Origin of the sequence: Nonomuraea sp. NPDC026600 (genome assembly GCF_040638335.1) — a bacterium.
Taxonomy (GTDB): Bacteria; Actinomycetota; Actinomycetes; order Streptosporangiales; family Streptosporangiaceae; genus Nonomuraea.
Window position 1 is genome coordinate 250,766 of the sequence record NZ_JBEZYD010000005.1, and the last position, 26,496, is coordinate 277,261.

General features: G+C 70.3%; 25 protein-coding genes and 1 tRNA gene. 13 read left to right on the plus strand and 13 right to left on the minus strand.

Going from position 1 to position 26,496, the window contains the following annotated elements; genetic code table 11:
• Positions 1–97 precede the first annotated feature (97 nt).
• Positions 98–1,063: a sugar-binding domain-containing protein gene (locus AB0F17_RS14180; protein ID WP_358021544.1), complete on the minus strand. Its 966-nt coding sequence runs from the start codon at positions 1,061–1,063 to the stop codon at positions 98–100.
• 147 nt (positions 1,064–1,210) lie between these two features.
• Complete coding sequence (locus tag AB0F17_RS14185) at positions 1,211–2,203, minus strand: winged helix-turn-helix domain-containing protein (protein WP_358021547.1); 993 nt, start codon at positions 2,201–2,203, stop codon at positions 1,211–1,213.
• Positions 2,204–2,314: 111 nt separating this feature from the next.
• Between AB0F17_RS14185 and AB0F17_RS14190 the strand changes: the two genes are divergently transcribed.
• Positions 2,315–3,613, plus strand: coding sequence for an MFS transporter (locus AB0F17_RS14190; protein WP_358021550.1), 1,299 nt, complete (start codon positions 2,315–2,317; stop codon positions 3,611–3,613).
• Here AB0F17_RS14190 and AB0F17_RS14195 read toward each other — a convergent pair.
• On the minus strand, positions 3,579–4,547 hold the full coding sequence (locus AB0F17_RS14195; RefSeq protein WP_358022346.1) for a LacI family DNA-binding transcriptional regulator: 969 nt from the start codon (positions 4,545–4,547) through the stop codon (positions 3,579–3,581). The two genes, AB0F17_RS14190 and AB0F17_RS14195, sit on opposite strands and share 35 nt — an antisense overlap.
• A gap of 81 nt (positions 4,548–4,628) precedes the next feature.
• Here AB0F17_RS14195 and AB0F17_RS14200 point away from each other — a divergent pair, with 81 nt between their 5' ends.
• Complete coding sequence (locus AB0F17_RS14200; RefSeq protein ID WP_358021553.1) at positions 4,629–5,801, plus strand: MFS transporter; 1,173 nt, start codon at positions 4,629–4,631, stop codon at positions 5,799–5,801.
• A gap of 13 nt (positions 5,802–5,814) precedes the next feature.
• Positions 5,815–6,477, plus strand: a complete 663-nt coding sequence (locus AB0F17_RS14205; RefSeq protein ID WP_358021556.1) for a (2Fe-2S)-binding protein — start codon at positions 5,815–5,817, stop codon at positions 6,475–6,477.
• On the opposite strand, the gene AB0F17_RS14210 is transcribed toward AB0F17_RS14205, so the two are convergent.
• Positions 6,474–7,031: a cysteine dioxygenase family protein gene (locus tag AB0F17_RS14210; RefSeq protein ID WP_358021559.1), complete on the minus strand. Its 558-nt coding sequence runs from the start codon at positions 7,029–7,031 to the stop codon at positions 6,474–6,476. The genes AB0F17_RS14205 and AB0F17_RS14210 overlap by 4 nt on opposite strands.
• Positions 7,028–7,888, minus strand: a complete 861-nt coding sequence (locus AB0F17_RS14215; protein WP_358021562.1) for an amidohydrolase — start codon at positions 7,886–7,888, stop codon at positions 7,028–7,030. Before AB0F17_RS14215 ends, AB0F17_RS14210 begins: the two co-directional genes overlap by 4 nt.
• 243 nt (positions 7,889–8,131) lie before the next feature.
• Between AB0F17_RS14215 and AB0F17_RS14220 the strand changes: the two genes are divergently transcribed.
• On the plus strand, positions 8,132–9,094 hold the full coding sequence (locus tag AB0F17_RS14220; RefSeq protein WP_358021565.1) for a LacI family DNA-binding transcriptional regulator: 963 nt from the start codon (positions 8,132–8,134) through the stop codon (positions 9,092–9,094).
• Here AB0F17_RS14220 and AB0F17_RS14225 read toward each other — a convergent pair.
• Positions 8,997–10,403 (minus strand): aromatic amino acid ammonia-lyase, encoded by a 1,407-nt coding sequence (locus AB0F17_RS14225; RefSeq protein ID WP_358021568.1) that lies wholly within the window; start codon positions 10,401–10,403, stop codon positions 8,997–8,999. The two genes, AB0F17_RS14220 and AB0F17_RS14225, sit on opposite strands and share 98 nt — an antisense overlap.
• A 5-nt stretch (positions 10,404–10,408) precedes the next feature.
• Complete coding sequence (locus tag AB0F17_RS14230; RefSeq protein ID WP_358021571.1) at positions 10,409–10,789, minus strand: phage holin family protein; 381 nt, start codon at positions 10,787–10,789, stop codon at positions 10,409–10,411.
• 141 nt (positions 10,790–10,930) lie between these two features.
• Here AB0F17_RS14230 and AB0F17_RS14235 point away from each other — a divergent pair, with 141 nt between their 5' ends.
• Positions 10,931–11,206 (plus strand): hypothetical protein, encoded by a 276-nt coding sequence (locus AB0F17_RS14235; RefSeq protein WP_214637009.1) that lies wholly within the window; start codon positions 10,931–10,933, stop codon positions 11,204–11,206.
• A 17-nt stretch (positions 11,207–11,223) separates the two neighbouring features.
• On the opposite strand, the gene AB0F17_RS14240 is transcribed toward AB0F17_RS14235, so the two are convergent.
• On the minus strand, positions 11,224–12,000 hold the full coding sequence (locus tag AB0F17_RS14240; RefSeq protein ID WP_358021574.1) for an FAD:protein FMN transferase: 777 nt from the start codon (positions 11,998–12,000) through the stop codon (positions 11,224–11,226).
• 49 nt (positions 12,001–12,049) lie between these two features.
• Entirely contained in the window at positions 12,050–12,763 is a 714-nt protein-coding gene (locus AB0F17_RS14245; protein ID WP_358021577.1) for a hypothetical protein, read from the minus strand.
• 52 nt (positions 12,764–12,815) lie between these two features.
• Here AB0F17_RS14245 and AB0F17_RS14250 point away from each other — a divergent pair, with 52 nt between their 5' ends.
• The 5 genes from AB0F17_RS14250 to AB0F17_RS14270 all read left to right on the plus strand — a co-directional run bounded on the left by AB0F17_RS14250 (position 12,816) and on the right by AB0F17_RS14270 (position 16,359).
• Complete coding sequence (locus tag AB0F17_RS14250) at positions 12,816–13,208, plus strand: OsmC family protein (protein WP_358021580.1); 393 nt, start codon at positions 12,816–12,818, stop codon at positions 13,206–13,208.
• A 248-nt stretch (positions 13,209–13,456) separates the two neighbouring features.
• Entirely contained in the window at positions 13,457–14,380 is a 924-nt protein-coding gene (locus AB0F17_RS14255) for a nucleoside hydrolase (RefSeq protein WP_358021583.1), read from the plus strand.
• 46 nt (positions 14,381–14,426) lie between these two features.
• Positions 14,427–14,500, plus strand: a tRNA-Lys gene (locus AB0F17_RS14260).
• A 138-nt stretch (positions 14,501–14,638) separates the two neighbouring features.
• Positions 14,639–15,049, plus strand: a complete 411-nt coding sequence (locus AB0F17_RS14265) for a hypothetical protein (protein ID WP_358021585.1) — start codon at positions 14,639–14,641, stop codon at positions 15,047–15,049.
• Positions 15,046–16,359, plus strand: a complete 1,314-nt coding sequence (locus AB0F17_RS14270; RefSeq protein WP_358021588.1) for a hypothetical protein — start codon at positions 15,046–15,048, stop codon at positions 16,357–16,359. Before AB0F17_RS14265 ends, AB0F17_RS14270 begins: the two co-directional genes overlap by 4 nt.
• Positions 16,360–16,389: 30 nt before the next feature.
• On the opposite strand, the gene AB0F17_RS14275 is transcribed toward AB0F17_RS14270, so the two are convergent.
• The 3 genes from AB0F17_RS14275 to AB0F17_RS14285 form a co-directional block, all read right to left on the minus strand.
• On the minus strand, positions 16,390–17,154 hold the full coding sequence (locus AB0F17_RS14275) for an SDR family oxidoreductase (protein ID WP_358021591.1): 765 nt from the start codon (positions 17,152–17,154) through the stop codon (positions 16,390–16,392).
• A gap of 84 nt (positions 17,155–17,238) precedes the next feature.
• Positions 17,239–20,142: a BTAD domain-containing putative transcriptional regulator gene (locus AB0F17_RS14280; RefSeq protein WP_358021594.1), complete on the minus strand. Its 2,904-nt coding sequence runs from the start codon at positions 20,140–20,142 to the stop codon at positions 17,239–17,241.
• Between the two features lie 48 nt (positions 20,143–20,190).
• Positions 20,191–21,726 carry an MFS transporter gene (locus tag AB0F17_RS14285; protein WP_358021597.1) on the minus strand — a complete coding sequence of 512 codons (1,536 nt, stop codon included), beginning with the start codon at positions 21,724–21,726 and terminating at the stop codon, positions 20,191–20,193.
• Positions 21,727–21,814: 88 nt separating this feature from the next.
• Here AB0F17_RS14285 and AB0F17_RS14290 point away from each other — a divergent pair, with 88 nt between their 5' ends.
• The gene (locus tag AB0F17_RS14290) at positions 21,815–22,567 is read left to right on the plus strand and encodes a TetR/AcrR family transcriptional regulator (RefSeq protein ID WP_358021600.1); all 753 of its coding nucleotides are present in this window, start codon (positions 21,815–21,817) and stop codon (positions 22,565–22,567) included.
• A gap of 863 nt (positions 22,568–23,430) precedes the next feature.
• The gene (locus AB0F17_RS14295; RefSeq protein ID WP_358021603.1) at positions 23,431–24,024 is read left to right on the plus strand and encodes an HD domain-containing protein; all 594 of its coding nucleotides are present in this window, start codon (positions 23,431–23,433) and stop codon (positions 24,022–24,024) included.
• 7 nt (positions 24,025–24,031) lie between these two features.
• Here the strand turns inward: AB0F17_RS14295 and AB0F17_RS14300 are convergent, their stop codons facing one another.
• Positions 24,032–24,748, minus strand: a complete 717-nt coding sequence (locus AB0F17_RS14300; protein WP_358021606.1) for an FCD domain-containing protein — start codon at positions 24,746–24,748, stop codon at positions 24,032–24,034.
• 139 nt (positions 24,749–24,887) lie between these two features.
• Between AB0F17_RS14300 and AB0F17_RS14305 the strand changes: the two genes are divergently transcribed.
• Positions 24,888–26,495, plus strand: a complete 1,608-nt coding sequence (locus AB0F17_RS14305; RefSeq protein ID WP_358021608.1) for an ABC transporter substrate-binding protein — start codon at positions 24,888–24,890, stop codon at positions 26,493–26,495.
• Position 26,496: the final 1 nt, after the last annotated feature.

Below are 26,496 nucleotides of genomic sequence, written 5' to 3' on the forward strand. Positions count from 1 at the left end.
TTCAGAATAATTGTCCAGCAAAAATGTTCAGGGCCTTCGCCTGGGTTTGGTCAAGAACTGGGCGTCTGCCGGTCGCCTGCCGTTTGTGGGGTGTTCGTCAGGAACGCCGGGCCGCCGCGAGGAGTCCTTCGGCGGTCAGGACGTCGGTGACCAACTGGTTGAAGTAGCCGCCCCGGGCGCCCGCGATGATGGACAGCACCTTCTCGGCGCCCACCGCGACCGCGATCGACGACGGGATGCGGCGTAGTTCGTGCAGGCCGGGGGCCACCAGGCGCTCGCTGCCCGGGTAGGAGACCGGCTCTCCCGCGCGGTTGTACACGCGCATGCAGACGTCGCCCACGGCCTCGCGCAGGCTCTCCGCGTCACGCGGCATGAACGCGGGCACGACCTGCCGCATCAGCGGCGCGGAGCCGACGCCGACGATGGCGCACTTGGCGTGCGCCCACAGGTCCATGACCTTGCGCACCGACGGCTCGTGCTGGAGGGAGTAGAACAGTTCGGGCCCCGGCAGCGCGGGCGCGTACAGGTAGCTGGGCACGCCGCTGACGCGTTCGGCCAGGATGCGGGTGGTCTCGTTGGTCTGGAACCACGGCTGCGGCTCCTCCTGGCCGCCCACGGCCGGCGCGATCGTGACGCCGGGGAACTGCCCGAGGCCCTCGCGCGCGCACTCGTACACCGTGCTGCCGGACGAGACCAGCACCACGTCGCCCGACTCCAGCCCGACCCCGGCCAGGGCGCGGGCCAGCCCGGGGGCCAGCCAGGGACCCAGCGCCGGGCCGCTGACCTTGGGGACCAGGTGCACGCGCTTCAACTGCAGCGCCTCGGCCACCTCGGCGGCCAGGGGCCCTTCCTCAAGGGTGGCGGGCCGGTGCACCCTGATCTCGACGATGCCCTGCCTGCGGGCCTCGGTGAGCAGCCGGCTCACGGTCGCCCTGCTGACGCCCAGCCGCTTGGCGATGTCGGCTTGGGTGGCGTCGTCGAGGTAGTACTGCGTCGCTGCCGCGTACATCAGATCGTGCGGGAAACGGGCCTGCGCCTCCGGCGCGTCCTCGGCGGCCTTCATGCACGCACTCCCTCAGCCTGAACACTTGTGCTGGACGGATGTGACTATACCTTCGCACTCTCCGGCCGAGCGGCCAACGAGTCCGTCGAACAAAAATCGGCCGCATCCGTTGGACGGGTGGGCACGTCGTTACGGCGCAGGCGGACATCACGGCCCCTGGCCGGTGTTTCCGGTGACGAGCGCGTCGCCGAGTGCGGTGCGGGCGTACAGGACGGTGCGGCCTGTGCGGGTGCCCGTGATGAGGCCGGTGCCGCGCAGGGCGGCCAGGTGGCCGCCTGTGGTGCCGAGGCTGTGCCCGAGCAGGGCGGCGAGGTGGGTGGTGGTGGCGGGCACGGCGAGTTCGGCGAGGATGCGGGCGCGGGTGCGGCCGATCAGCACCGCCAGGTCCGCTCCGGTCGCGGGCGGCTCGGCGGCCGTGCCACGGGCCGGGTACGTGAGCGCGTACGGCCACGCGTCCTCCAGGTAGGCGCCCACGGCGGGCACGAACGCCGACGGCAGGAACAACAGCCCCTTGCCGCCCAGCCGGTGCAGCTCCTCGCCCTTGCCCATCCGGACCTCGATGTACCCGTCGCCGTGCCACCGGACCTGCTCGCTCAGGTCGTCGAGCGCCGCCGCCCAGCCGTACGCCGCCAGCCGGCCCGCCCGCTGCACCACGTCGCGTTCCAGGATCGCCTGGAAGCGCGGCCACTCCTTGGACAGGATCTCCGTCCACAGCGCCTCGTAGGCGTCGGCCAGCACCTGGACGACGCCGGGGCCGAGCAGCAGCGCCCTGGTCCACTCCGGCACGGGCGGCCGGCAGGCCAGGACCGCGGCGATCTCGGCGTGCGCCTGCCCGACCGGCGTCGTGCGCATGGCGGCCAGCTCGATCTCGAACGGCACGCTCATCCCGGCGGGTGGCGGGGCGATGAAGTCGACGTTGCCGCTGCCCTTGTTGCCGGTGATCGCCGCCAGGGCGCGCAGGGCCGGGTGGCGGCCGACGAGCTCTTTGTATGGTTCGCGCCACCTGTCCGCCCAGCGCCGATGCGCGCCCGCCGCGGTGCGGCCTTCGATCACCCACTGCGCGTGCATGGTCTCGATCAGCGGCGAGATGGCGAACCTGCTGGCCACCACGTCCTGCGGCGTGACCTCGATCCTGAACACCTTTCGTTTATATCCGAAAGTGTCGCCTCTGCCGGGAGTGTTCCCGCAGCATCGTGTCCGGCGGTCCCGAGACCTCCCTCCGGGATCGCCCTTTCTACGTGGGGGTGCGGGTTGACGGAGCGTGGAGCCACCTTCGGGCAGGTGTTCGCGGTGCGGGAGTTCCGGGTGCTGTTCGGCAGCTTCGCGCTGCTGATCTCCGGTGACTCGATCAAGATGCTGGCGCTGTCGGTGCTGGTGTACGCGGAGACGGGGTCGCCCGGGCTCTCGGCCGCGGCGTACATGGCCGGGTGGCTGCCGTACATCGTGGGCGGGATGTTCCTGCTCTCCCTGGCCGACCGGTTGCCGCCTCGGGCGGTGATGGTCGTGGGGGAACTGGTCAGGGTGGTGGTCTGCCTGCTGCTGGCCTTCGCCGGGTTGCCGGTGCCGGTGATGCTCGGGCTGGTGCTGGTGACGGGGCTGTTCTCGCCGGTGTTCGGGGCGGCGCGGAGTGCGTTGCTGCCTGACGTGCTGCCTGGGGACGCGTTCGTGCTGGCCCGGTCGCTGATGGGGGTCACGTCGGCGAGCGCCCAGATCGTGGGGCTCGCCGTCGGGGGCGCCTTCCTGGCGATGGCGGGGCCGCGCGGGGCGCTGGCGGTCACGGCGGCGCTCTCGGTGGTGGCCGCTTTGGTGCTGCGGTACGGCCTGCCGTACCGGCCCGCCCGAGGCACGGCTGCTCCGGAGGCGGTTGGGAGTGTGGTGCGGGGTGGGGCTGTGCGGGTGACGTTGCGGGTGAATCGGTTGCTGCTGGTCGATCGGCGGGTGCGGGGGCTGATGTTGGCGAGTTGGTTGCCGTGTATGTGCCTGGCGGGGGCCGAGGCGATGATCGTGCCCTATCTGGGTGGGCAGGGGCAGGCGGGGGTGGTGCTGGCGTTGGCGGCTGGTGGGATGGCGGTCGGTGAGTTCGGTGTGGGGCGGTTCGCGGCTCCGGCGCTCAGGGAGCGGTTGTCGCTGCCGCTGGCGGTGCTGATCGGGCTGCCGTGGCTGGCCTTCCTGGCGGCGCCCGGCGTGGCGTGGGCGGCGGTGATCGCTGCCGTGGCCGCCGTCGGCGTGGCCTACCAGCTCGGGTTGCAGCGGCGCTTCGTCGAGTCGGTGCCGGAGGAGGTGCGCGGGCAGGCGTTCGGGCTGCTGTCGGCCGGCCTGATGACCGGGCAGGCGATCGGCGCGGCGGCGATCGGCGCCCTGGGCGAGGCGATCGGCCCGGGACCGGCCATCGCCGCGGCGGGCCTCGCGGGCGTCCTCGTCGCCCTGGCCCTGTCCGGCGTACTACGCCCGGACACCGGCCTCACCTCCGTCCGTCCTTTCGCAGGAGACGTTCGTCCCGATGTCGCCCCAGAGGTCACGGAGACAGTTCGCCCGAGCCCCGGGGGATGAGGCGCACCGGTAGCTGGACGTGCTCCGCCGGCCCGCCGTCCCCGGCCAGGCGGCGGAACAGCAGTTCGGCGGCCACCCGTCCCATCCCGGCCGGGTCCTGTGCCACCACCGTCACCCCGGGCGTCAGCAGGTCGGCCAGTTCGAAGTCGTCGAACCCGACCAGCCCCATCCGCCGCCCGCCGAGCGCCCGCAGCGCGGTCACGGTGAGACGGCCGTTGCCGGTGAACAGGGCGGTCGGCGGCGAGTCGAGTGCCAGCATGCGTTCCAGGTCCGTACGGACCGTCTCGGGCGTGGGGGCGCGCATCGCCACCAGCCGGGGGTCGAAGAGCGGGCCGAGGGCCGAGCGGTAACCCGCCAGCCGTTCGGCCGCGGTGAAGATCGACGGATGGTCGCCGAGCATGGCGATCCGGCGGTGGCCGTGCGCCAGGAGGTGGCCGACGGCCTCCCTGGCGCCGCCCGCGTTGTCGCTGAGCACGGTGTCGACGTCCAGCCCGGGCCCGGGCGGCCGGTCCACGAACACCGCGGGCGTCCCGGCGTCGAGCTCGGGACGCAGGTAGGAGTGGTCGTCACCGGCGGGCACCACGATCAGACCGTCGACCCGGCGGGCGCAGAACGTGCGCACCAGCTCCCGCTCCCTGGCCGGCTTCTCGCCGGACGAGCCGCTCAGCAGCAGGCAGCCCTCAACGATGACCACGTCCTCGACCGCCCGGCTCAGCCCCGCGTAGAACGGGTCGGCGACGTCCTCGATGACCAGCCCGACGGTCGAGGTGCGGCCCCTGCGCAGCACTCGGGCGCTCTCGTTGCGGCTGTAGCCCAGCCGCTCGATGGCCTCACGCACCCGTTCGGCCGTCGCCGGATTGACGCCCGGCTCGCCGTTCACGACGCGCGAGACCGTCTTGAGCGCCACGCCGGCGGCCAAGGCGACGTCCTTCATCGTCGGTCTCACTCTTGGATCCTTTCCCAAGTAGGACGGCCAGACAACGTTGTCAGGGCGTTATGCGAGAGTAGGGGTTCTATGTCGCTGAGATCCGCACTGCTCGTCGCCGGGTTCGTGCTGGCCGCGCTGAACCTGCGGCCCGCGATCGCCGGGATCTCCCCGCTCCTCGACGAGACTATGAAGGACGTCGGCCTCACGCCCGCCGGCGGCGGCGGGATCACCACGGTCATGGTGGTCTGCCTGGGCGTGTTCGGGCCGATCGCGCCGCTGCTCGCGCGCCGGATCGGGCTGGATCGTACGTTACTCGCCGGGCTCCTCGTGCTGGCCGCCGGCGTGGTGCTGCGCGGCCTCGACGGCGTCCCCACCCTGTACGCGGGCGCGGCGATCGCGGCCATCGCCATCGCCGTGATGAACGTGGCCATGCCCGGCATCACCAAGCAGTACTTCCCCGACCGGATCAGCCTGATGACCGGCGTCTACAGCTCCGCGATCGCGGGCGGCGCCGCGACCGCATCGGCGCTGGTGATCCCCGTCGAGCACGCCACGGGCTACGGTTGGCGCGGCGTGTCGGCGCTGATGGCCGTACCCGCGCTACTGGCCGCGTTACTGTGGCTGCCCCAGACGCTGCGCGGGCAGGCGGGGCCGCAGAACGGGCCGCGGCCGTTCGGGATGGTGCTGCGCAGCCGGGTGACCTGGTACGTGACCGCGTTGATGGGCCTGCAGTCGTTCACCTTCTACGTGATGCTGGCCTGGCTGCCGACGATCTTCCACGACGCCGGGCTGCCCGCCGACCAGGGCGGCTACCTGCTCAGCGTGACGAACCTGGTCCAGGTGGGCACCACGCTCGCCGTGCCGATCCTGGCCGGGCGGCGGCCGTCGCAGGTGCCGTTCGTGATCGGGGCCGGGCTGATGACCGTGGCCGGATACCTCGGCATGCTGCTGGCCCCGGTCGCCGCGCCGTGGCTGTGGATGGTCGTGCTCGGCATCGGGCAGGGCGCCTCGTTCGCGCTGGCGCTGCTGCTGATCGCGCTGCGTGCGCCCGACCCGGCGTCGGTGACCGCGCTCTCGTCGGTCGCGCAGTCGGTGGGGTACGCGGTGGCCGCGCTGGGGCCGGTGCTGTTCGGGCTGCTCAGGCAGGTGTCCGGCGGGTGGACGGTGCCCTTGCTGGCGGGGCTCGGCGTGCTGGGGGCGCAGTTGCTGGCCGGCTGGTTCGCCGGGCGTCCTGCTACGTTGGGCAAGGCTTACCTGTAGCGGAGGGACTCACGTGCTGACCGAGGCGCTCCAGCGTCTGGCCGACGGGCGCGGCGGGGTGATCGGGGTCGAACCGGGCCTGGTCATCGAGCCCGACGAGACCTGGACGGCCGCCTCGGAGCTGCTGCGGCCGCCGTACACACTGCTGGGGGAGCTGGTCGAGGAGACGGCGGCGCGCTGGAACGCCCCTCGCCACGTCGGCGCCGCGCTGTTCTGGAAGACCTACGGCTACTGGCACACGATGCCGATGGCGCTCGGCTGGGCGCTCGACGGGCGGGTGCCGATCATGCGGCTGGCCGACACGTACTTCAAGGTGTCCGGGGCGGGCGTGACGATCGCGGCCACGCGCGTGAGCTGGGGGTCCGGCGCCGCGCCGATCAGGGACGCGCTGGCCGAGTCGCAGGAGCCGCTCGTACGGGTGATCAGCCGGATGGTCAAGGTGGGTGAGCGGACGCTCTGGGGTTCGACCGCGGAGGCGTTCGCCCACCCGTTGACGCAGTTCGTGACGGGTGACTACATGGCGCTGCTGGCCGAGATCGGCAAGCCGGTCGACGGGCTGATCGAGCCCGCCGACGACGGCTACTTCCGCCGGACCTGCTGCTTGTGGATCGCGCTGCCCGACGTGGAGCCCTGCGCGAGCTGCTGCGTGCTCAGGCCCTCAGCACACCGTTCCTAGACCACCACGGCGTCGTCCATGGGACGCAGCTCGTCGGCGTAGCTGACCGAGACGCGGCGCATGACGCCGGTGTCGTCGATGGAGTACTGGCCCAGCCGCCACAGCGGCGGCGAGTAGGCGTGGATCGAGACGCTGTTGTCCACGGCCCCGTTGAGCCGGTGGATGTGGTCCGGGCCGAACGAGAACGACTGGCCCTCCGTCACCACGGTCTCCAGGTGCTCGCCGCCGATGCGCGGATTGCATTCGGCCAGCGCGCCCTGCACCACGTGGACCGCGCCGGAGGAGATGTCGTGGTCGTGCCAGCCCGTGTCGTCCTCGGGCCGCCAGCACAGGAGCCAGACGTCGACGTACGCGTCACGGTAGAGCGAGGCGTAGTGCCGACCGCCGTCGGCGGGGAACTCCACCTGCTCCCGCCACTCGGCCGGGTTGGCGGCCAGCTCGTTCACCAGCTCGCGCAGCTCACGCCGGTCCAGTGTGCGCTCCGGGAGCCGAGCACAGGCACCCCCGTCCTGGGTTTGATTCGTGCCGGTGTGTTCGAGGATTTGCTCGCTCACTTACGGGTCTCCTTTCGGCTGAGTAGACGACGGGGATTGGTGACCCGGATGGCGTGGGCGGCTGCCTCGCCGAGGCCCGGGTCGGGTGCGGTGGCATAGGGGGCGTCGGAGCCGTTGACGACGACGTCGACGCCGAGCTCGCGGACGATCGCGTCGATCGCGCGCGGGCCGTATGAGGAGGTCTCCACGAAGCAGCCGGGGTCCACCAGGCCCCGGCCCGTGCCGCCCCTCGCGATCAGTCGCTCCGAGTGGAGCGGGGCCAGCCCGGCCAGCAGCGCGAAGCACACGCGCAGCCGGGGGTGGCGCGGCCTGACGACCGCGTGGAAGTAGTGCCAGGACGCGTGCATCTGCTGGACGTAGGGCACCAGCGCGGGCCACCAGGACGGCGTGCCGGGCTCGGCCGCGGCCGGGCCCGGATGGATGAACAGCGGCAGGTCCCGCTCCGTGAGCACGTCCAGCAGGCGGTCGTCGGGCAGGGCCGTCGCCGGGATCTGCAGCCCGGCGAACCCGCGGTCGAGGTCCTTGGCCAGGCGCTCGGGGTCGGGCTCGCTGTGGCAGGTCGAGGCCCACGCGCCGAACGGCTCGGGCAGCGCGAGCGCGCCCTCGTGATAGGCGTCGAGCAGTGGCCACGCCTCCTCCGGAGGCAGGAACTCGATGCCGAGCGGGCTGGACAGCGAGACCAGGGCCAGCTCCAGCCCGGTGACGTCCCGGTTCTCGTGGTCGGCGGGGTCGACCTCGTAGGGCGGCTCGCCGTCGAGGATCAACGTCCAGCCGTCGAGGTACGGAGAGGCGGTCCGGCCGCGGAGCGCTTCGACGAACGAACGGGTCCACAGATGCTGATGAATGTCGATGCTCACGACCACACCTCCCTCTATTTCCTACTAGTATTACGGGTAAACCTATCACGCTGGTGATTCGAGCTTGTGAAGCGATTCAGTGATACGGTTCAGTGAATCGCTTCACAAGACAAATGTCAACGGTCGGCCGCTTGCCCCCGGATATGGACGAACCACGCCAGCGGCCCCTTCGGCATGCGAGCTTCTGTCGGTGGCACGCAATAGGCTGGCTTAATGCCACGGAAGAGAGCGACAATCCGGGAAGTGGCCCAGGCGACCGGTCTGTCGCCGGCCGCTGTCTCCTACGCGCTGCGTGGCATGCAGGTCTCGGAGGAGACCATGGAGCGCGTACGCGCCGCCGCGGCCGAGCTGGGCTACGAGGCCGACCCCATCGCCAGGGCTCTGGCCAGCGGGCGCACCAACATGATCGGGCTGCTCTGCGGCTCCCTCGAAGACCTCTGGCAGCAGTCACTGGCCGTCGGCATCAGCAGGGGCCTGCGGGAGAAGGACCGCTACGCGCTGATCCTCGACGCGGTCGGCGACCCGGCCCGCGAGCGAGCCCTCGCCCAGCAACTGCGCTACCAGCGCGTCGACGGCATGATCGTGCAGCCCATCGATCCGGCGGCGCCGTTCTGGGCGGACCTGTGCGAGTCGCTGCCGGTGGTGGCGATCGGCGACTCACTCGCCGGCACCGCCGGCGAAGTGGTCTTCGACAACCGCCGCGGCGTCAGCGTCGCCCTCGAACATCTCCACGCCATGGGCCACCGGCGGATCACCGTCCTGACGCCGACCATGACCAGCACCCCCGACCGCCCGGCCGACGTGCTCGTCACCGCCGAAGCCGACCGCCTCGGTCTCGACATCGTGGTGGCCACCGCGCCCCACAGCCTGGCGGCGGCCACCGAGGCGGCCCACCGCACCCTGGACGCCGACCGGCCGAGCGCGGTGTTCTGCTTCGCCGACTCGATCGCCTATGGCGTCTACGCGGCGGCGGCCGAGCTGGGGTTGTCGATCCCGGGCGACGTCTCGGTCATGGGCTACGACAACCACCCGATGTCGGGCCTGATCACGCCTGGGCTCACGACAGTGGACTGGGACATCGACGGCATCGTGCGGGCGGCCGTGCGCCTCATGTCGGCGGCGGCCGACGGAGGGGCACGGCGCCGCCGGGTCGTGCAACAGCCGACGCTCCGCGAACGCGGCTCGGTGGGCAGGGCGCCGAAGTAAGAAATTGTTTGGAGATCAACGCACGTACGGCGTCGAGATCATCCGAGAGGGGCCGGTCGGGGACGTCGGAGGCTCTGGTGGCGGCGAGGCGCTCGCAGGCGAGCACGATCTCCAGCGGCTCCACGCAGCGCAGCGCATAGCGCGCGGCCTGCGTCGCGAACCCCGCGTGGTCCTCGGTCCCCCGGGAGATGACGACGGTCCCGGCCGTGACCGGGTTCGCGAGGTGGCGCAGCTCGGCCAGCGCGTCCTGGGCCACGTACTCCAGGACCATCGCCCCCGACCCGCCCGGCCGCGCCGCCAGGAACGGCAGCCGCCCCGTGTAGGCGGGCTCCATGAGCGTGGCCAGCCGGGCCGTGCTGAGCTGGGCCGTCGGCACCAGCGCCGCGCGCAGCGCGTCGAGCGCCAGCGCGACCGGGGCCGAGTGGAAGTTGCCGTTGTGCCAGGCCAGCGAGTTGGCGATGAGCGGGTTCTCGGCGGCGGCGTTCAGGTCGGTCTCGACGGCCCGCTCGGCGCGGTCGAGCGCGTCCAGCGCGGCACCGTGCACCTGGGCGAAGGCGCGGTAGCCGTACGGGTCCTGGATGCGGGCGGCGAACTCCCGCGAGAGCAGCCCGCGCAGGCGGGCGGCCGCGGCGGCCTGGCCGGGGTGCGGCCGGGCCTCCTGGACGACGGCGGCCAGCGGCTCGGCCGAGGCGGACACCGCGACGAAGCTGAACGCCGCCACGTCGACGGCGGCGTCCAGCAGGACGCGCAGCCGATGTACGGCGATGGCGGCGTCGGCCAGCGTCGCGGCCCCGGAGCTGAGGAACGGTGCCGCGTCCCCGGACGCCAGCGGATATCGGGGCACGTTCGCCGTCGGTCCCTGCCAGGACATCTCCCCCAGCAGGCAGAGCGCGGTGGTGGCGAGAGCCGTCAGATCGCCGGTGCCGATGGCGCCGTAGGTGCGGATCGGGGGAGTGAAGCCGTCGTTGATCGCCCCCGCCAGCACCGGCAGCACGCCCGGATCGACGCCCGAGCCGCCCGCCAGCAACTGGTTGAGCCGGACCACCAGCATCGCCCTGGCCCGTTCGGGCGCGACGAGTGGCCCCGCCCCGCCCGCGTGGCTGCGTAGCAGGTCGAGCCCGCCCCCCTCCACACCCACGTCCTTGTTGGCCCCGACTCCGGTGCTCTGCCCGTAGACGGGCCCGGTCAGCTCCTGGGCCGCCCCCCACGCCGCCCGGGCCCGATCCAGTGAGGAGATCGTGACCCGGGCCGCGCCGTACGCCACCGCATGGACCTGCGCGCAGGTCAGCCCGGCACCGTCGAGTTCCATCGAGCTCAATCGTTGTCGGGGATGAACAGGCCGAGCAGCCAGCTGACCACGCTGATGATGATCGCGCCCCAGAAGGCGGCCGGATAGAAGTTGCTGACATGGAAGGGGATGTCGAGCTGATCGGAGATCCAGCTCGTCAGCAGCAGCATGGCCGCGTTGATGACGAGCAGGAACAGCCCCAGCGTCAGCACGATCAGGGCACAGCCGAGCCCCTTGACGATCGGCTTCACGATGGCGTTGATGATGCCGAAGATCAGGGCGACGATGAGCAGGGTGCCCCAGTAGGTGGGGGTGTTCTGCGGGCCGGTGATCTGGATGCCATCGATGAACTGGATGGCGACCCAGAGGGCGACCGCGGCCGCGAGGGTTCTGATGATGAATCTCACGCTGGTTGATCCTCCCATTACCTATCGGTGCTCCGATAGAGGCTCACCGTGATGACCGGATATGTGTATTCCGGCCACGCACTGTGATAGGCGTTATCGATGGGCAACGATGGGCAGAGACGTGCGGGGGAGGGGAGCGCGATGGAGTCCGAGGGTTTCGAATCGCTGTCGGCCAGCGAATTGCACGACCGTGCGGTCAGTTATGCCGTGCGCCACGGCGATCTGGGTTTCCTGTGGAACCTGCTGAGGGTGATCCCGGCGGCGGAGGCCGCCAGCGGTCACGACACAGAGACCGCCAACGACCTCAGCCGGGTGTCCGCGTTGCTCAGCGATGCCCTCGCGGCAGGCGAAGGCGAGCTCGGCGAGGCGCTGCGACCGGTCTACCTTGAATACCTGAGCAAACATCCCGACGCCTGACCGCGCTTGGCCTCGTCTCAGCCCGCCAGCCGGGTTTCGGCGCCGCCGTAGTGGGCGAAGCCGGGCGTGCTGAGCTCCTGCCCGTCACGGCTGATGATCATGGTCTGGTACTGCTCGGCCTCCGCGAGTTCCATGGCGAAGCGCCTGGCCAGCACCGGGCCCATGGCGTACATCGCGGTGGCGTAGGCGTCGGCGGCGCCCAGGTCGGGGCCGAGCACGGTGACCGAGCCGAGCTTGTCCTGCTTGACGCCGGTGCGCGGGTCGACGACGTTCGCGCCGCCCGAGGTGGCGATGCCCATGTCGTGGGTGAAGACGACTTTGCGTACCAGGCCGGTGCGCGGGTCACGGACGCCGACGTGCCAGCGCTTGCCTGGGGCGGCCGAGCCGCGCACCCTGACGTCCCCGCCGGCGGTGATGCGGTGATCGACGGCACCCGCACTGCCCAGCGCGCGGGAGAGCCGTTCGAGCGCCCAGCCCTTGATGTAGCCCGAGGTGTCGATGACGCCGTTGATCCGGGATTCGAACCAGCCGCCGGTGGCCTCGCTGAGCTCGTCGCAGCGGTGCAGCACCTCGATGAGCTCCGGGATCTGCCTGATGGTCCCGCCGCGGTTCAGCCGGCTGATCTGGCTGTCCTCCCTGGCGGGGTTGAACGTCTCGTCCACCCAGCGCAGCCAGGCGAAGGCGTCATCGAGTACGGGAGCCAGCTCCCGCCGCGGCAGAGCCGTACGGATATCCACGCTGACGGGTATGCCCATGACCATCTCGACACGGGCGCTTCCGGGGAAAGTCGTCACCTTGCCTCCTTGTTCGCAGCAACCGTCCCACGGCGCGCGTAATGCCTTGTTAAACCAACGGCTTACGTTTGAAACTGGTTGTCTTGACCTGCGCTTTCGGTACGGACAGGCGGGTGAGGGCGCCCCGGACGTACCGCTGGAAGGGCCGCGGGCCGGCGACGATCACCGTGCGTTCGGCGATGTCGGGCACCTGACGGCTCAGCCCCGAGGCGCTGAGCCGCTCCTTGGCCCGGGGGTCGTGTTCCCGACCGGCGACGACCACCAGGCCGTGCTCGGCCTCCAGCTCGCGTAGCTCGTCGGTCACCCGGTCGGTCCGGTAGACGGTCACCGTGTCGCCCGTGTGGGTGGCGAGCAGGTCGCGCAGCCCAGCGGGTTCGAGGTCGGCGAGGATGAGCAGGGAGCCTCTGGTCGTGGCCCGGACGCCGTAGTGCCAGACGGCCATCACGGCCGCGATGCCGTACAGGAGGAGGGAGCCGGTGCGGCTCGCGGTGGTCACGTACGCGGTGGAGCTGAGCTGGTGTGTCACCAGCACCGTGCCCACCAGGTACCCGGCCAGGCGCAGGCGCCGCCTGGCCGGCTCCGACCGGAGGAGTTCCGGCGCCTTGACCGACAGCAGGCCGAGCGCCACCAGCAACCCGGCGACGGCCCACGCGGACGGACGCCACGGGTACCCGAACCCCGGCTGGATCGCACCGAACTCGGCGACCGCGACACCGCACCAGAACACGATGAGGGCCTGATTCGCCTTTGCCTCGCTAGCCATGGGATAGACGATGCGCGCCGAACATGAGAGCCATCTGAGTAGTGTCTGAAACATGGCTAACGTACGTGTTGAGCGGACCGAAGATGGCGGATTCCTGGCCACGAACGCCCGTGGCGCGGAGGTGCGGATCGGGGGCGGCGAGGAGGAGGGCGTGTTCACGCCCGTCGAGTTGCTGCTCGCGGCGGTGGGCGGGTGCAACATCGTGACGGTGGAGCCGCTGACCGCAAAGCGCGGGCAAAGGCTGATCCGCCTGGCGATGACCGTCGAATCGGCGAAGATCGAGCCGAACCTGCTGGGTCCCGTCACGGTGACCTACGACGTCGAAGTCCCCTCTGAGCAGGCGGAAGAGGTCTTTCGGGCGGTGGCGGAGCGGGTGCACGCGAAGTACTGCACGGTCAGTCGTTCCCTCCAGGAGGGGACGTCGGTCCGTTTGGAGATCCCTTAGCCGGATTAGGCGGACATTCGACCCCGCTATGGCATGTTCGTTGCATTCGCCTCGGTAGTGTCGAGGCAGGTCAAGAGTCCTGCGACTGACTTGCAGACTTTTACCGAAGCGGACGCGGAGGGGGACCGCTGTTCGCAGTGCGGGACCGCCGACGTTTTTGGGGGAAATCGTCGGCCTGGACCGCCCTCGGTCGGGGCCGGACAGTTGGGGGACTGTCCGGCCCCGATTCATGCGTATTGTTCGGTTCTGTGACAAAGGTCCTCATTGACTGCGATCCCGGTATCGACGACGCGCTCGCCCTGGCGCTGGTAGCGGGCACCCCGGCCCTGGAACTGGTCGGCATAACCACGGTCGGCGGCAACGTCGACCTCGCGCTGACCACGGCCAACGCGCTGGCGCTCAGGGAGTTCCTCGACCTCGGCGACGTCCCGGTCGTTCCGGGCAGCGCGGGCGCTCTGGTGCGCCACACGGTCCGCGCCGCCGACATCCACGGCCTGTCCGGCCTGGGCGACGCCGCCCTCCCACCGGCCACCCGCCCCGTTTCCGACGGCCACGCGGTGGACTTCATCGTGGAGACCCTGCGGGCCGCCCCGGGCGAGATCACGCTGGTCGCCATCGGCCCACTGACCAACATCGCGCTGGCCGTACGCCGGGAGCCACGTGTCGTGGAGTGGGCCCGCGACTTCGTGATCATGGGCGGCGCCTTCACCCGCGGCAACACCACTCCCGCGGCGGAGTTCAACATCTTCGCCGACCCGGAGGCGGCCGCGATCGTCTTCGACGCCGGCTGGACGGTGAAGATGCTCGGCCTCGACGTGACGCTCACGGCCATGGTGACCAGCGAACTCCTGGACCGGATGCGCCCACTCGGCCGGCTGTCCGAGCTCCTGGTGCCCGCCGCGCAGTTCTATGGCAAGGTCACGGCGGACCACGGACCGGCCATCCATGACGCGTGCGCGGTGGCGTACGTGATCGACCCCTCGCTGTTCACCTGCGTACCGGCACGGGTGGACGTGGAGACGGTCGGCCGGCACACGTCGGGAATGACCGTCACCGACTTCAAACTCCGCGACGGACGACCCAACGCCCTGGTGGCGACGTCGCTGGAGGTGAAGCGGTTCTGGGAGATGGTGCTGGGGGCGTACGAGGGGCTGGGTGGGCGGCTCGGATGATGTGCTGGGGGGTGTGCGGCGGCTGCTACAGTTACATCTGTTGCGGGCGCCGCTAGCTCAGTTGGTTAGAGCAGCTGACTCTTAATCAGCGGGTCCGGGGTTCGAGTCCCTGGCGGCGCACCCGATAGAAAGCCCCAGTTCACGTCTGTGAGCTGGGGCTTCTTCGGTGTGAGGGCGGCCCGCCCGCTTCGTGCGAACGTGACGACCATGCTGGACGCATGGCCTGACACGGAGAGTGACGCGGAACATACTTAGTGGATGCGTGCCCCCAAACGCCGTCGTCCGCTTCTGCGTAGCATGGTGATGCCGCCAGAAGGCGTCTGCCTGGACCAACTCGCGGAGCGCGTCTCCTATGTGGGCAGCGGTGAGCACAAGTCCTACCCTTCGTTCGCGGGCCGGCCCAGGCTGCGGGCTGATGCCAGTAAGTGCGATCCCAAGTTCACCGATCCGGCGGAGATCACGGGTTGGCTGAAGAGAACCATCGCGTGCGGGAACATCGGCGCGCCGTGGGAAGGGGATTTTCCACGGTACGCGTGGCATCGATTGGACGATGTCGTCTACGAGGCGAGGTTGGTGAACCGGGAGCTTGGCCAGTACAAGGGATATCCGCTCGATCGCAGTGAGTGGCCTGAGAAGCTCAACGAGGTCAGCGAGGACGAGGACCAATGAATGCAGTTCCGGAGTTGGCGATTCGGTGGGAGTGGGAGGCCGCACCGTCGGTCAAGGCGCCCGAGCATAGAGCCACTTGGGCGCGGATCGAGATCGTTGTCGACTCCGATCACGTCACGCTGGTCGAGGACCAGGAGTCCGGTAGTTCGCGCCGGTCGATCTACTGCCCCCTTTACCCACTCGCGGAGTGGGCTGCGTACAACTGGTGGCTCCTACGCGCGGACGCACGCCCAGCACGCAGCGTGGACATGCGGGGCCCAGAGCACTACGACTCGCGGCAATTCAGACGGCATTCGTTGCGTGGCATCGGAGACGGTTTCCTCTGGCCCAACCTTGTGATCATCCCTGAGGGGGAGCACAAGCGTCTGATCTGGCAGCGCGACCGATTTCCGACGCCAGGGAAGCCGATCAGGTTCCTGGCGGACGGTGAGGCGTTTCTTGACCGCGAATCCGTCGAGCGCGAGCTCATCTCCGTCATCTCTGCTGTCCTCACTCGTCTGGCCGAGCAGGGGGTTACCGATACGTCGCTGGAAAAAGAGTGGGCCGGGGTTCAGAGCGCGGACCCTGATGAGATCGAATTCTGCTTGGCTGCCGCACGCCTCGGTCTCGACCCTTACTCCGAGGCTGAGCCGTACCAGCATCTGATCATGCGAGCTGCGGCTGAGCTGCGGGGGAATCTTCTTGGTGACTTCCTGGACGCGGTCGAACCTGCCCGGATGGGCCAGGCCCTGGATTGGATCGGTGGCGCACGATCTGAGATCGGACGGGCACCAGAAGCGGAAGCGGAAGCGGCGAGAGTGCTGCGCGAAGAGATCCGGCGATCTCAGGCGGCGCCGGGAAACTGGTCGTGGGAGAAGGGGTGGAACCAGGCGCGAGAGGTGCGTCGGATCCTTGGACTCGCCGACCAGGAGGTGTTCGATCTCTCTTCCTATATGAACAGCGTCGACCGGCCTACCGCGGATAGAGGGCTGCAGGCCATTGGCGGATCACCTGGCGACTCTGGTCCGCTGGCCGTCATCGAGCCTGGCCGGCCAGCGAGCTCCCGGCGGTTCACGCTCTCGCGAGCGCTCTGGCACTACTTGTGGGAGTCGGAGCCCCTCTTCCTGGTGACCACCGCCTACACGGAGCGTCAGAAGGTCGAGCGGGCCTTCGCCGCCGAACTGCTGGCGCCCGCGCACGGCATCGGCGAGTTGTTGAGTGTTCCTCCTGAGATCGCGATTCAGGATGACCTCGATGGGATCGCCGCTCACTTCCAGGTGTCGCCCATGGTGATCAAGCATCAGCTGGACAACCAACTGCTCGTGAGCTAGCGATCCCTACCGAAGAGCCGGGTGCCTGAGCTATCCGAGCGGGCCGAGGAACATGCCGCCGGTGGCGTCCAGGACGTTCGCGGTGATCCAGCGGGCGTCGTCCGAGGCGAGGAAGGCGACGGCGTCGGCGATGTCGGCCGGTTGGCCGATCCGGCCGAGGGCGGTGACCGAGGTTATGGCGGCCCTGGTCTCCGGGGCGTGCAGGGCGTCGTTCACGTTGGTGTCGGTCGCGCCCGGGACCACCGCGTTCACCGTGATGCCGCGCGCGCCGAGGCTGTTGGCCAGCGTTCGGGTCATGACCTCCACGGCGCCCTTGCTCATCGCGTAGGCGATCTGGGTGGACATCGCGATCCGGGTGGACGGCGAGGAGATGTTGATGACGCGCCCGCCGTCGCGCAGCAGCGGCAGTACGGCCTGGATGAGGAAGAAGGGCGCCTTGACGTTGATCGCGAAGACCTCGTCGAACTGCTGCGGCGTCAGCCGGTCGATCGATCCGGCGAACAGCGTCTCCAGGTTCCCGCAGGCGGCGTTGTTGACCAGGATGTCCAGCGGCTGCCCGTCCAGGCCCGTCACGAGCGCGTCCACGTCGCCCGCCACGCCGAACTCGGCCTGGATCGGGAAGGCGCTGCCGCCCAGCTGTTCGATCGCGGCCACCGTCTCCTTGGCCGCCTCGGCGCTGGTGGCGTAGTGGACGGCCACTCGCGCGCCGTCGGCGGCCAGGCGCAGGGCGATGGCGCGGCCCATGCCCCGCGATGCGCCCGTGACCAGTGCGGTCTTTCCGGTGAGGTTCGGCATGGTGGACTCCAGTCAGTCGATGATCGGGTGTGCGCTCCAACCCTCGATGCGGTCACTCACCAAACGCTTACCAACCGCTGGCAGTCACGCTCGCGGCGGACCGAGAAGGGCCGCGGCCATGCCCTCCGCCGCGATGGTCGCGGCCGGCAGGTTCCCGTGGCCGAGTGCGACGATGAGGGCCTGGTGGCAGTAGGACTGCGCCAGACGGGCGTCGTTCTCGCTCTGGGCGATCCGGCTCAGGCCGATGAGGATCTGCCACCGCGTCCATCGGGTGCTCATCGACTCGCGCTCGCATCCGCCCAGTGCCCGTTCGTACAGCTCGCGGGCGTGGGCGAGATCGCCGTCCAGGCGCGCGAGGTCGGCGAGCCCTCGCTGCGCGTCGGCCTGCGCCTCGGGCAACCCGGTTCCGCGGGCGAGGTCGGCGGCGCGCTCGTAGTCCGCCCGCGCGGCGGCGGGCCGGCCGGCGGTGGCCAGCGCGTCGGCGTTCCTGACGAGCATCCGCGTCATGTCCTCCACCGCGCCCAACTGGCCGGCCAGGTCGAGGGCCTCTGTCATCAGCGGTACGAAAGCCGCTTCGTTCTCTCGCAGGCCGGTGAGCCAGGCCAGGTGGTCCAGTGCGGTCGCGATTCCCCAGCGGTCGCCGACCGCGCGGAAGCCGCCGAGCGCCGCGCGGAAGGCCCGCTCCGCCGCTGCCGGATCTCCGTCGAGCAGCCCTCTGGTGCCCGCTGCCAACCGGGCGAAGGCCTGGGACCAGGGATCGGCCCCGAACGTCTCGTCCTTGCCGGGTCCGAGCACCATGAGCCGGAGTACGGCCAGGAAGGGGTATCGCGGCCCGGCCTCGGTCAGGGTCGATGGCAGGCGTTCCAGCCGCAGGCGTAGTTCGCGGTCGTAGCCGTCACTCGACGCCGCCGCGTGCGCGAGGCACAGGGCGTACTCCTCCTCCAGGCCGGTGGGTGGCTCGGGGCCGATCACCTTGAGGAGTTGGGCGGCCATCGGGCCGCGTCCGCCGCTCAGTCCCCGCAGTTGCCCGTGCCACGACAGGGCGGTGATCAGCTTGACGGCGAGCATGGGGTCGGCGCGTACGGCCCAGCGCAGCGCGGCGTCGAGATTGCCGCGCTCGGCGTCGAGCCTGGCCAGCCAGTGCAGCTGGTCCGGGCCGCGCAGGTGGGGTTCGGCGGTCCGGGCCAGGTCGAGGAAGTACGCCGCGTGCGCCGCCCGCAACTGCTCGCCTTCCCCGGTGCCCGCGAGCCGTTCGGCGCAGAACTCGCGGACCGTCTCCAGCATGCGGTAGCGCCCGTCGGCGGTCTCGACCAGGGATTTGTCGACGAGGTCGGCCAGCCGTTCGACGACCTCGGCATCGGACAGCCCGCAGACCCGCGAGGCCGCGTGGAGCGTGGCGCCGTCGCCGAACACCGTCAGCCGCGCCGCCAGCGCCTGCTCGTCCCGGCTCAGCAGGTCCCAGCTCCAGGCCACGACCGAGCGAAGGGTCTGGTGCCGGGGCGCCGCCGTACGGTCGCCGCGGGACAGCAGCCCGAACCGGTCGTCGAGCCGTTCCGCGACGTCGTCGAGTGTCAGCGAACGCAGCCGCGCGGCGGCCAGCTCGATCGCCAGCGGCAGCCCGTCGAGCGTCCGGCAGACGCGGAGCACCAGGGAGATGTTGGCGTCGCCGACCGCGAAACCGGGACGGACGGCGGCGGCCCGGTCGGCGAACAGCCGCACCGCCGGAAGCCCGAACCCGTCCGAGGCCGCGGTCTCGGACGGCGGGACCGCGAGGGGCGCGACCGGGTACAGCGTCTCACCGGTGACATCGAGCCGCTCCCGGCTGGTGACCAGGATCCGCAGGCCACGGCAGGCGGCCAGCAGGTGGCGGGCGAGCCGGGCGACCTCGTCCAGGACGTGCTCGCAGTTGTCCAGGACGATCAGCAGCCGCCGCCCGGCCAACCCCGCGACCAGCCGGTCGATGGCGTCGAGCGGGCCGGACAGCGACGGCACCAGCCCGGCTTCCCGCAGGCCCAGCGCGCCGATCAGGGCTTGCGGGACGTCGGAGGCCGGGGCCAGGTCGACGAAGCGGACCTCTCCCGGCTCCCGCGCGGCCGCCTCGATCGCCAGCCGGGTCTTCCCGACTCCGCCCGGCCCGGTGAGCGTGACCAGCCGGCCCTTCTTGAGGAGCTCGCCGACCCGTCCGAGATCCTCGCCGCGCCCGACGAAACTGGTGAGCTGAGCGGGGACCCCGGCGCGCGGCACCTCGGCGAGCGTGCGTTCGGCGCGGAGCACCGCCAGGTGGACGTTCTGGAGCTCCGGGGAGGGATCGACGCCGAGCTCGCCGGCCAGTGTTCGCCGTGCGTCCTCGTACACTTCGAGCGCCTCGGCCTGGCGGCCGCTCCCGTACAGCGCACGCATGAGCTGGCCGCGCAGGCGTTCCCGCAACGGATGCGCGGCCATGATCCCCGGCAGCTCCGCCACCAGGTGATGGTGCTCACCCAGGCCCAGCCGCGCCTCGATGTGGTCTTCGAGCGTGGCGATCCGCAGCTCCTCCAGGCGGGCGGCCTGCGGCTCGGCGAAGGGGGCGGTCATGACGTCGTTCAACGCCGGTCCCCGCCACAGGTCCAGGGCCGCCCGCGTCAACGATGCGGCCTTGACGTGGTCGCCGGCCGCGAGCGCCCGCCGTCCCTCGGCGGCGAGCCGCTCGAACCGGTGCACGTCGACGTCCTCGGGATCGACCGCCAACCGATACCCGGCGGGACCGAACTCGACCAGCTCGCCACCCGCCGCCCGGAGCCCGCGGCGCAGGCGGGACACCTGAGTCTGCAGCGCGTGCGCGGAATCGCCCCGGCCGTACAGGCCCTCGACGAGCAGCCGCACGCTCACCTCCTGGCCCGCGTCCAGCAGCAGCATCGCCAGCAGCGAACGTACGCTCGGGCCGCCGACGGCTATCAGCCCGCCGGCGTCGGACCGCACCTCGATCGCGCCCAGGACACCGAACCACATGCAAGCGATTATCGACCTGTGCGGGGCCCATTCCTGTTCTGTACGAGGTCAGTGGGTGGCGACGGGCAGTTCGCGGTCGTCGATGACCTTGGGCACGTGGTGCAGCGTGACGAGGGCCGCGACCGCCACCAGGGCGGCGAAGCCGGCGCTGCCGAGCAGGGCGACGTGCATGCCGTTCACGAAAGCGTCCCTGGCGGCTGCGGTGAGCTGACCCGCGAGCGTTCCGGGCAGCTTGGCGGCGACCTGCATCGCCGCGCCGAGGGAGTCGCCGGCCGCGCTCCGGGCGCCGGCGGTGAGCCCGGCGGGCGGTACGAGGGTGCCTCGGTAGACGGCGTTGAGGATGCTGCCGAGTACGGCCATGCCCAGCGCGCCGCCGAGCTCGGTGGCGGTCTCGGAGATCGCCGAGGCGGCTCCGGAACGTTCCTTCGGCACCGAGGCCAGCACCGTGTCACCGGTGATGGTCAGGGCCAGGCCCATGGCGCTGCCGGAGAGGATCATCGGGATCAGCAGCACCGGGTAGTTCGACTCCACGCCGGCCAGCAGGAACAGCGCGTAGGCCGCCGCGGCGACGATCAGGCCGGTGGCGACGGCGCGGGCCCGGCCGAGCGCGTTGATCAGGACGGGCGCGAGCACGCCCCCGCCGACCATCGCGCCCAGGGCGGCGGGCAGCCCGGCCAGTCCCGAGGCCAGCGGCGTCCAGCCGAGCACGAGCTGGAAGTACTGGGAGAAGATCAGCGACTGGGCGACCAGGGCGAACATCGCGAAGAGGTTCGTGCTGATCGAACCGGTGAACGCGGCCCGCCTGAAGAGACTGACATCGATGAGCGGGTCGGCCACCCTGGCCTGCCGCACCAGGAACAGGACCAGCCCGGCGACGCCCACGATGACGGAGATCACGACGTGCGCCTCGGCGAGGCCGTACTGGGCGGCCTCCTTGACCCCGTACACGATGCCCAGCACACCGACGGCGGACAGCGGCACGCTGAGCAGATCGAGGCGGCCGAGCCGGCTCCCGCGTGCCTCGGGCAGCACGACGAGCCCGGCGACGAACGCGACGGCCATGATCGGTACGTTGATCAGGAACACCGCGCCCCACCAGAAGTGGGTCAGCAGCGCGCCGCCGAGTACCGGGCCGAGCCCGACCGCGAGCCCGCCGACCGCGCTGAAGATCCCGATCGCCGACGTACGCTCCTTCGGCTCGGTGAACACCCGGCGGATGAGGGACAGCGCGGACGGCATGAGGGTGGCCCCCGCGACGCCGAGCAGCGCCCGCGCCGCGATCAGCAGCTCCGCGTTCGGGGTGAACGCGGTCAGCGCGGAGGCGGCGGCGAACCCCACGGTGCCGATGAGCAGCAGCTTCTTGTGGCCGATGCGGTCGCCGATCCCGCCCATCGTGACCAGCAGGGCGGCCAGCGCGAAGCCGTACGCGTCGGCGATCCACAGGATCTGGGTGGCCGAGGGGTGCAGGGCGTGGTTGAGGTTGGGGATGGCCAGGTTCAGGGCGGTCATGTCGATGTTGGGGATCACCGCGACAAGGCAGGCGATGACCAGCGTGCCCCACTTTCGGGCGCTGGAGATGGGCATGGGGGCGCCTTTCGATAACTGTGTCCGACGGACACTTGGTGTACGATAGACGCAGTTTCTGGGTGGCGCAACGCGAATAGGAGCTCGGATGGCGGCGAAGAAGGACGGCGAGTTCGGGGCCAAGGATCAGGCGAGTGCCCTGGAGCTGCTCTGGGGGGCGGTCGACCGGCCGACCCGGGGGCCCAAGCCCGCGCTCAGCCCCGAGCGCATCGCGCGCGCGGCCATCGACATCGCCGACGCCGAAGGGCTCGCGATGGTCTCCATGCAACGGGTCGCCGCCGACCTCGACTTCACGAAGATGTCGCTGTACCGGTACTTTCCCGGCAAGACCGAGCTGATCGCCTTCATGATCGACACGGCTGTGGGGGAGCCGCTCGCCCTGGGCGAGGGGGGCTGGCGGTCCAAGCTGGGGGAGTGGGCGCGGCGGTTCTGGGCGGTCCACCAGCGACACCCCTGGCTGCTCCAGGTCATGGTGGGCCAGAGGGCGGTCGGCCCCAACGAGCTCGGCTGGCTGGAGTGCGCCGTCGAGGCGCTCACCGGGACCGGGCTCGACGGGGCCGAGCAGCTGGACACGGTCGTCGTGGTGACGGGTCACATTCGCAACCTCGCGCAGCAGGCGCTGACCACGGTGACGCCGGCGGGCGTGCGGGCGGGCAGCTCCGAGAAGGAGCTGACCTCGGTTCTGGCCGAGCTGCTGAAGCGGCACGGCGACCGTTTCCCCGCCCTCACGAAGGCCGTCGCGTCCGCCGCCGCCGGCTCCGCCCAGGACGACGCGCTCGACTTCGGGCTGAACCGCATCTTCGACGGCCTGGAGCTCCTGATCGCCGACCGCGCGAAGTAGCCGGGCGCTCGGCCCGCTCGACCGGATTGGCCGACTCGGTCCGGTCGGCGAGGCGAGGGGGTGCAGTCGGTGCCCGCCAGCAGTGGTACCCCGGCGCGGAAGAGGGCCAGGGCCGCGTGCGAGGCGTTCGTCACGCCTGCGGAATGCAGGGGGATGTCGCTGTACTCCCGGTTGAAGGTGGCGTGCGCGGCTTCGACCAGGACGGCGGCCAGTTCCGGGCTGAGCACGGGCAGTCGCGTCCCGCCCGACGCGCCGTCGTCGACCGCGATCTTCAGGTAGTCGGCGCCCTCCGCCAGCCGGGCCTCGACGAACGCCTTGGCCTGGCCGGAGTCGGCGACGGTGTCGATCGTGGCGTCCGTGCCCAGCATCTTCAGTACGTCGGGGGTCATGATCTGGGTCGGGTGACCGCCGGGCGCGGTGGCGATGACGCTGGAGCTGCGCAGGTCGGCGACGTCGTCGCGGTCGGCGGCCAGCCGGCGCTGGGCGGCCAGGAGGGGCGGCAGGTTGTTCAGGTCGAACTCGGTGGTCACGCCGAACCGCAGCGCCTCGGCGAGGTTTCCGTCGAAGGCGTGCGCGTGCGCGTCGATCAGGCCGGGGAGCAGGGTCTTCCCGGTGCCGTCGAGCTCGATGTCGGCGGGGCCGCCCGGCTCGCCGATGCGGTCGCCGTCGATCAGGACGTCGGCGCTGGGAATGGTCCGCTCGCCGTCGAAGACGCGGACGTTATGGATCAGGGTACGCATGTCACTCCTGAATGTGATTCGATGTCGAACTATCTTGGGGCGGAAAGCCGCCCGGCCCTAGAGCGATGATTCACCATCGAATAGTACGACGTCTAACTATCAATGTCCACTAGCATCTGGGGCGTGACTGAGGTCTTCACGAACTGGAAGTCCTGGCGGGACGCCGCGCGGCCGCTCGCCGCGGCGCTGCCGGGGGAGGCGGTCGAGGTGCTGGAGGAGGCCGTGGCCTTCGCCGTACGGCAACACGGTGATCAGCTGCGGCCGACCGGTGTGCCGTACCTGGAACATCTGCTGGAGGCGCTGGAGATCGCGGTGATCGGGGCGCAGGTGCGCGATCCCGACGTACTGGTGGCGATCGTGCTGCACGACGTGGTCGAGGACACCCCGTGCACGCGCGCGGAGATCGCCGAGCGGTTCGGGGAGCATGTCGCCGAGCTGGTCGCGTGGGTGACCAAGCCCGGCGTGGCCGCCGGGCAGGACAAGGCGGCGGTGAAGGCGGCCTACCTGCGGGCGCTGGCGGGGGCGCCGCGGCAGGCCGTGCTGGTCAAGCTGGCCGACCGGGTGAGCAACGTCCAGGAGCTGCACCGGATGCCGGTGGAGTTCCAGCGGCGATACCACCGGGAGACGGTCGCGCACATCGTGCCGCTGGCGGCGGCGTCACCGTGGTTCGCCCGCTGGTTCGCCGGATGGAGAGACGACTGGCGGGCCTTCGAGTAAGGGCTGTTCAAGAGAAGCGGGTGGGCAGGCGGGCCAGGCGGTTGCGGACGCCGTCGAAGTGGGCGAAGACCGCCGCGACCGCCGCGCTCTTGTCCCCGGTCTGTACGGCCGCGTAGATGTCGCGGTGCCGCTTCGCCACGTCCGCCGGCGGCTCGTCCGGCGCGCCGAGCCGGTCGCGAAGCTGGTGGTACACGTCCCAGAACGCCCCGAGCAGTTGGCTGACCAGCGGGTTGCCGAGCGGCCGGTAGAGCAGGTCGTGGAAGAGCCGGTCCGTCTCCGGTGACACGTCGCCGACCAGCGCCTCGCTCTCCATGCGGGCCATCACGTCGGCGACCGGCGTCAGGTCGGCCTCCGGGCCCAGATCGATGAGCCGCTGGACCAGGCCGGCCTCCAGGATCTCGCGGATCTCGGTGAGGTGGGCGAGGTGGTTCTTGCCGTCCTGGAGCGTGATGCGGCTGTGGAAGGCCAGCTCGTCGACCAGCCCGGCCAGCGACATCCGGCCCACGAACATGCCGAAGCCGTGGCGGATGTCGACGATCCCGACCGCCTGCAGCGCCTTGAGCGCCTCCCGGACGGAGTTGCGGCTGACCCGGAGCTCTTCCATGAGCTCGGATTCGGTGGGCAGGGGATCGCCCGCCACGAGCCCGCGCTGGAGGATGAGCTCTTTGACGCCCTCCTGGGCCTCGACGGCGCGGCTGGGCCGCGAGCGCGGAACTGTGGTCATGAATGATCCCTTCTTTGTATGCGCTTAGGTAACATTCCGGAAATCTCCTGTTGACCTCAACCGGGCCCGGCCCATAGCGTCCACCCTACGCACAACATAGGACATGGGACGTCCTACGTACCACCTCCAGGAGGCATCCGTGAGCTCTGGGTTCAGCCGCCGTGACTTCCTGCGCTACAGCGGGGCCACGGGTGCGGCGGCGTTAATCGCGTCCACCCTGTCCGCCTGCTCGGGCGGGCCGGCCTCGACCGGTTCGGTCGGCGCCGGATCCAACAAAGACCTGATCACCGCAGTCATCGGCTATGGCAACGACGGGAGCTGGGACCCGACGCAGACGGCCTCGGCCTTCGCGATGGCCGGCATCCAGCACATGTACGAGGGCCTGCTCGACACCGATCCGATCACCCGCGAGCCGTTCCCGGCCCTGGCGACCGCGCTGCCCACGGACGTGAACGCCACCTCGTGGAAGTTCACCCTCCGCGACGGCGCGAAGTGGCACGACGGCCAGCCGGTGACCGCCGACGACGTGGTCTTCACCTTCGAGCGCATCCTCGACCCGCAGGCGAACGTGCTGACCGGCAACTTCTTCAGGTCCTGGCTCCAGGAAGTGAAGAAGATCGACGACAAGAACGTGGAGCTGGTCTTCAAGTTCGCCTTCCCCGACGCGGCGCCCCGGCTGACCATCGCCAAGATCATGCCCAAGCACGTCTTCAGCCAGGCCGGCGCCTGGGACGCGGCCAAGACCGGCAAGGCCGTCGGCTCGGGACCGTACAAGCAGACGGCGCACAACCCCAAGAGCAACACCACCTTCGAGGCGTTCGCCGACTACAACGGGCCGCGCCCGGCCACCGTCAAGAAGATGAACTGGCTGACGATCGTGGACGCGTCGGCCCGCGTCGCGAAGATCTCCGGCGGCTCGGCCGAGGCGCAGATCGCCGACAACATCCCGTACGCCAACGTCGAGCAGCTCAAGCAGCAGGGGCTGACCGTCGAGGGTGGCGCGGGCATGAACCACATGTTCCTGATGTTCAACACCGGCACCAAGCCGTTCGACGACGTCCGCGTACGGCAGGCGCTGCACTACGCGATCGACAAGAAGAAGCTGATCGACGTGGCCCTCAAGGGGCACGGCACCGCCTCCAGCTCCTTCCTCAACGAGGGCCACCCCGACCACAAGCGGGCCTCGGTCGTCTACGACTACGACCAGGAGAAGGCCAAGGCCCTGCTCAAAGAGGCGGGCGTGACCAACCTGACGATCAACCTGATGGCCGTCAACGTGAGCTGGATCGCCGACTGCCTGCCGACCCTCGCCGCCTCCTGGGAGGCGATCGGCGTCAAGACGACGCTGGAGCCGCAGGACACGGCCGCGCTGTTCACCAAGATGGACCAGTTCCAGGACTACCAGGTGGTCGCGGCGGCCTCGAACCCCAACCAGTTCGGCATGGACGCCGACCTGATCATGCGCTACAACTTCGTGCCCGGCGGCCTGTGGATGAAGTACAGCCACTGGGGCGAGAGCAAGGACGCCAAGTCCCTGTTCGCGCAGATGGACGAGGCCACCAAAGAGCTCGACAAGGCGGCCAAAGCCGCGAAGGTCCAGAAATATCTGGATCTCATCGCCGAGCAGGCGGTCCTCTACCCCGTCGTCCACACCGAGCTGATGACCGCCTGGGACCCCAAGAAGCTGTCCGGCATCCGCGCGCAGGCTTACCCGGGCATCAACCTGCTCCAGGCCAAGCGCACCTGAC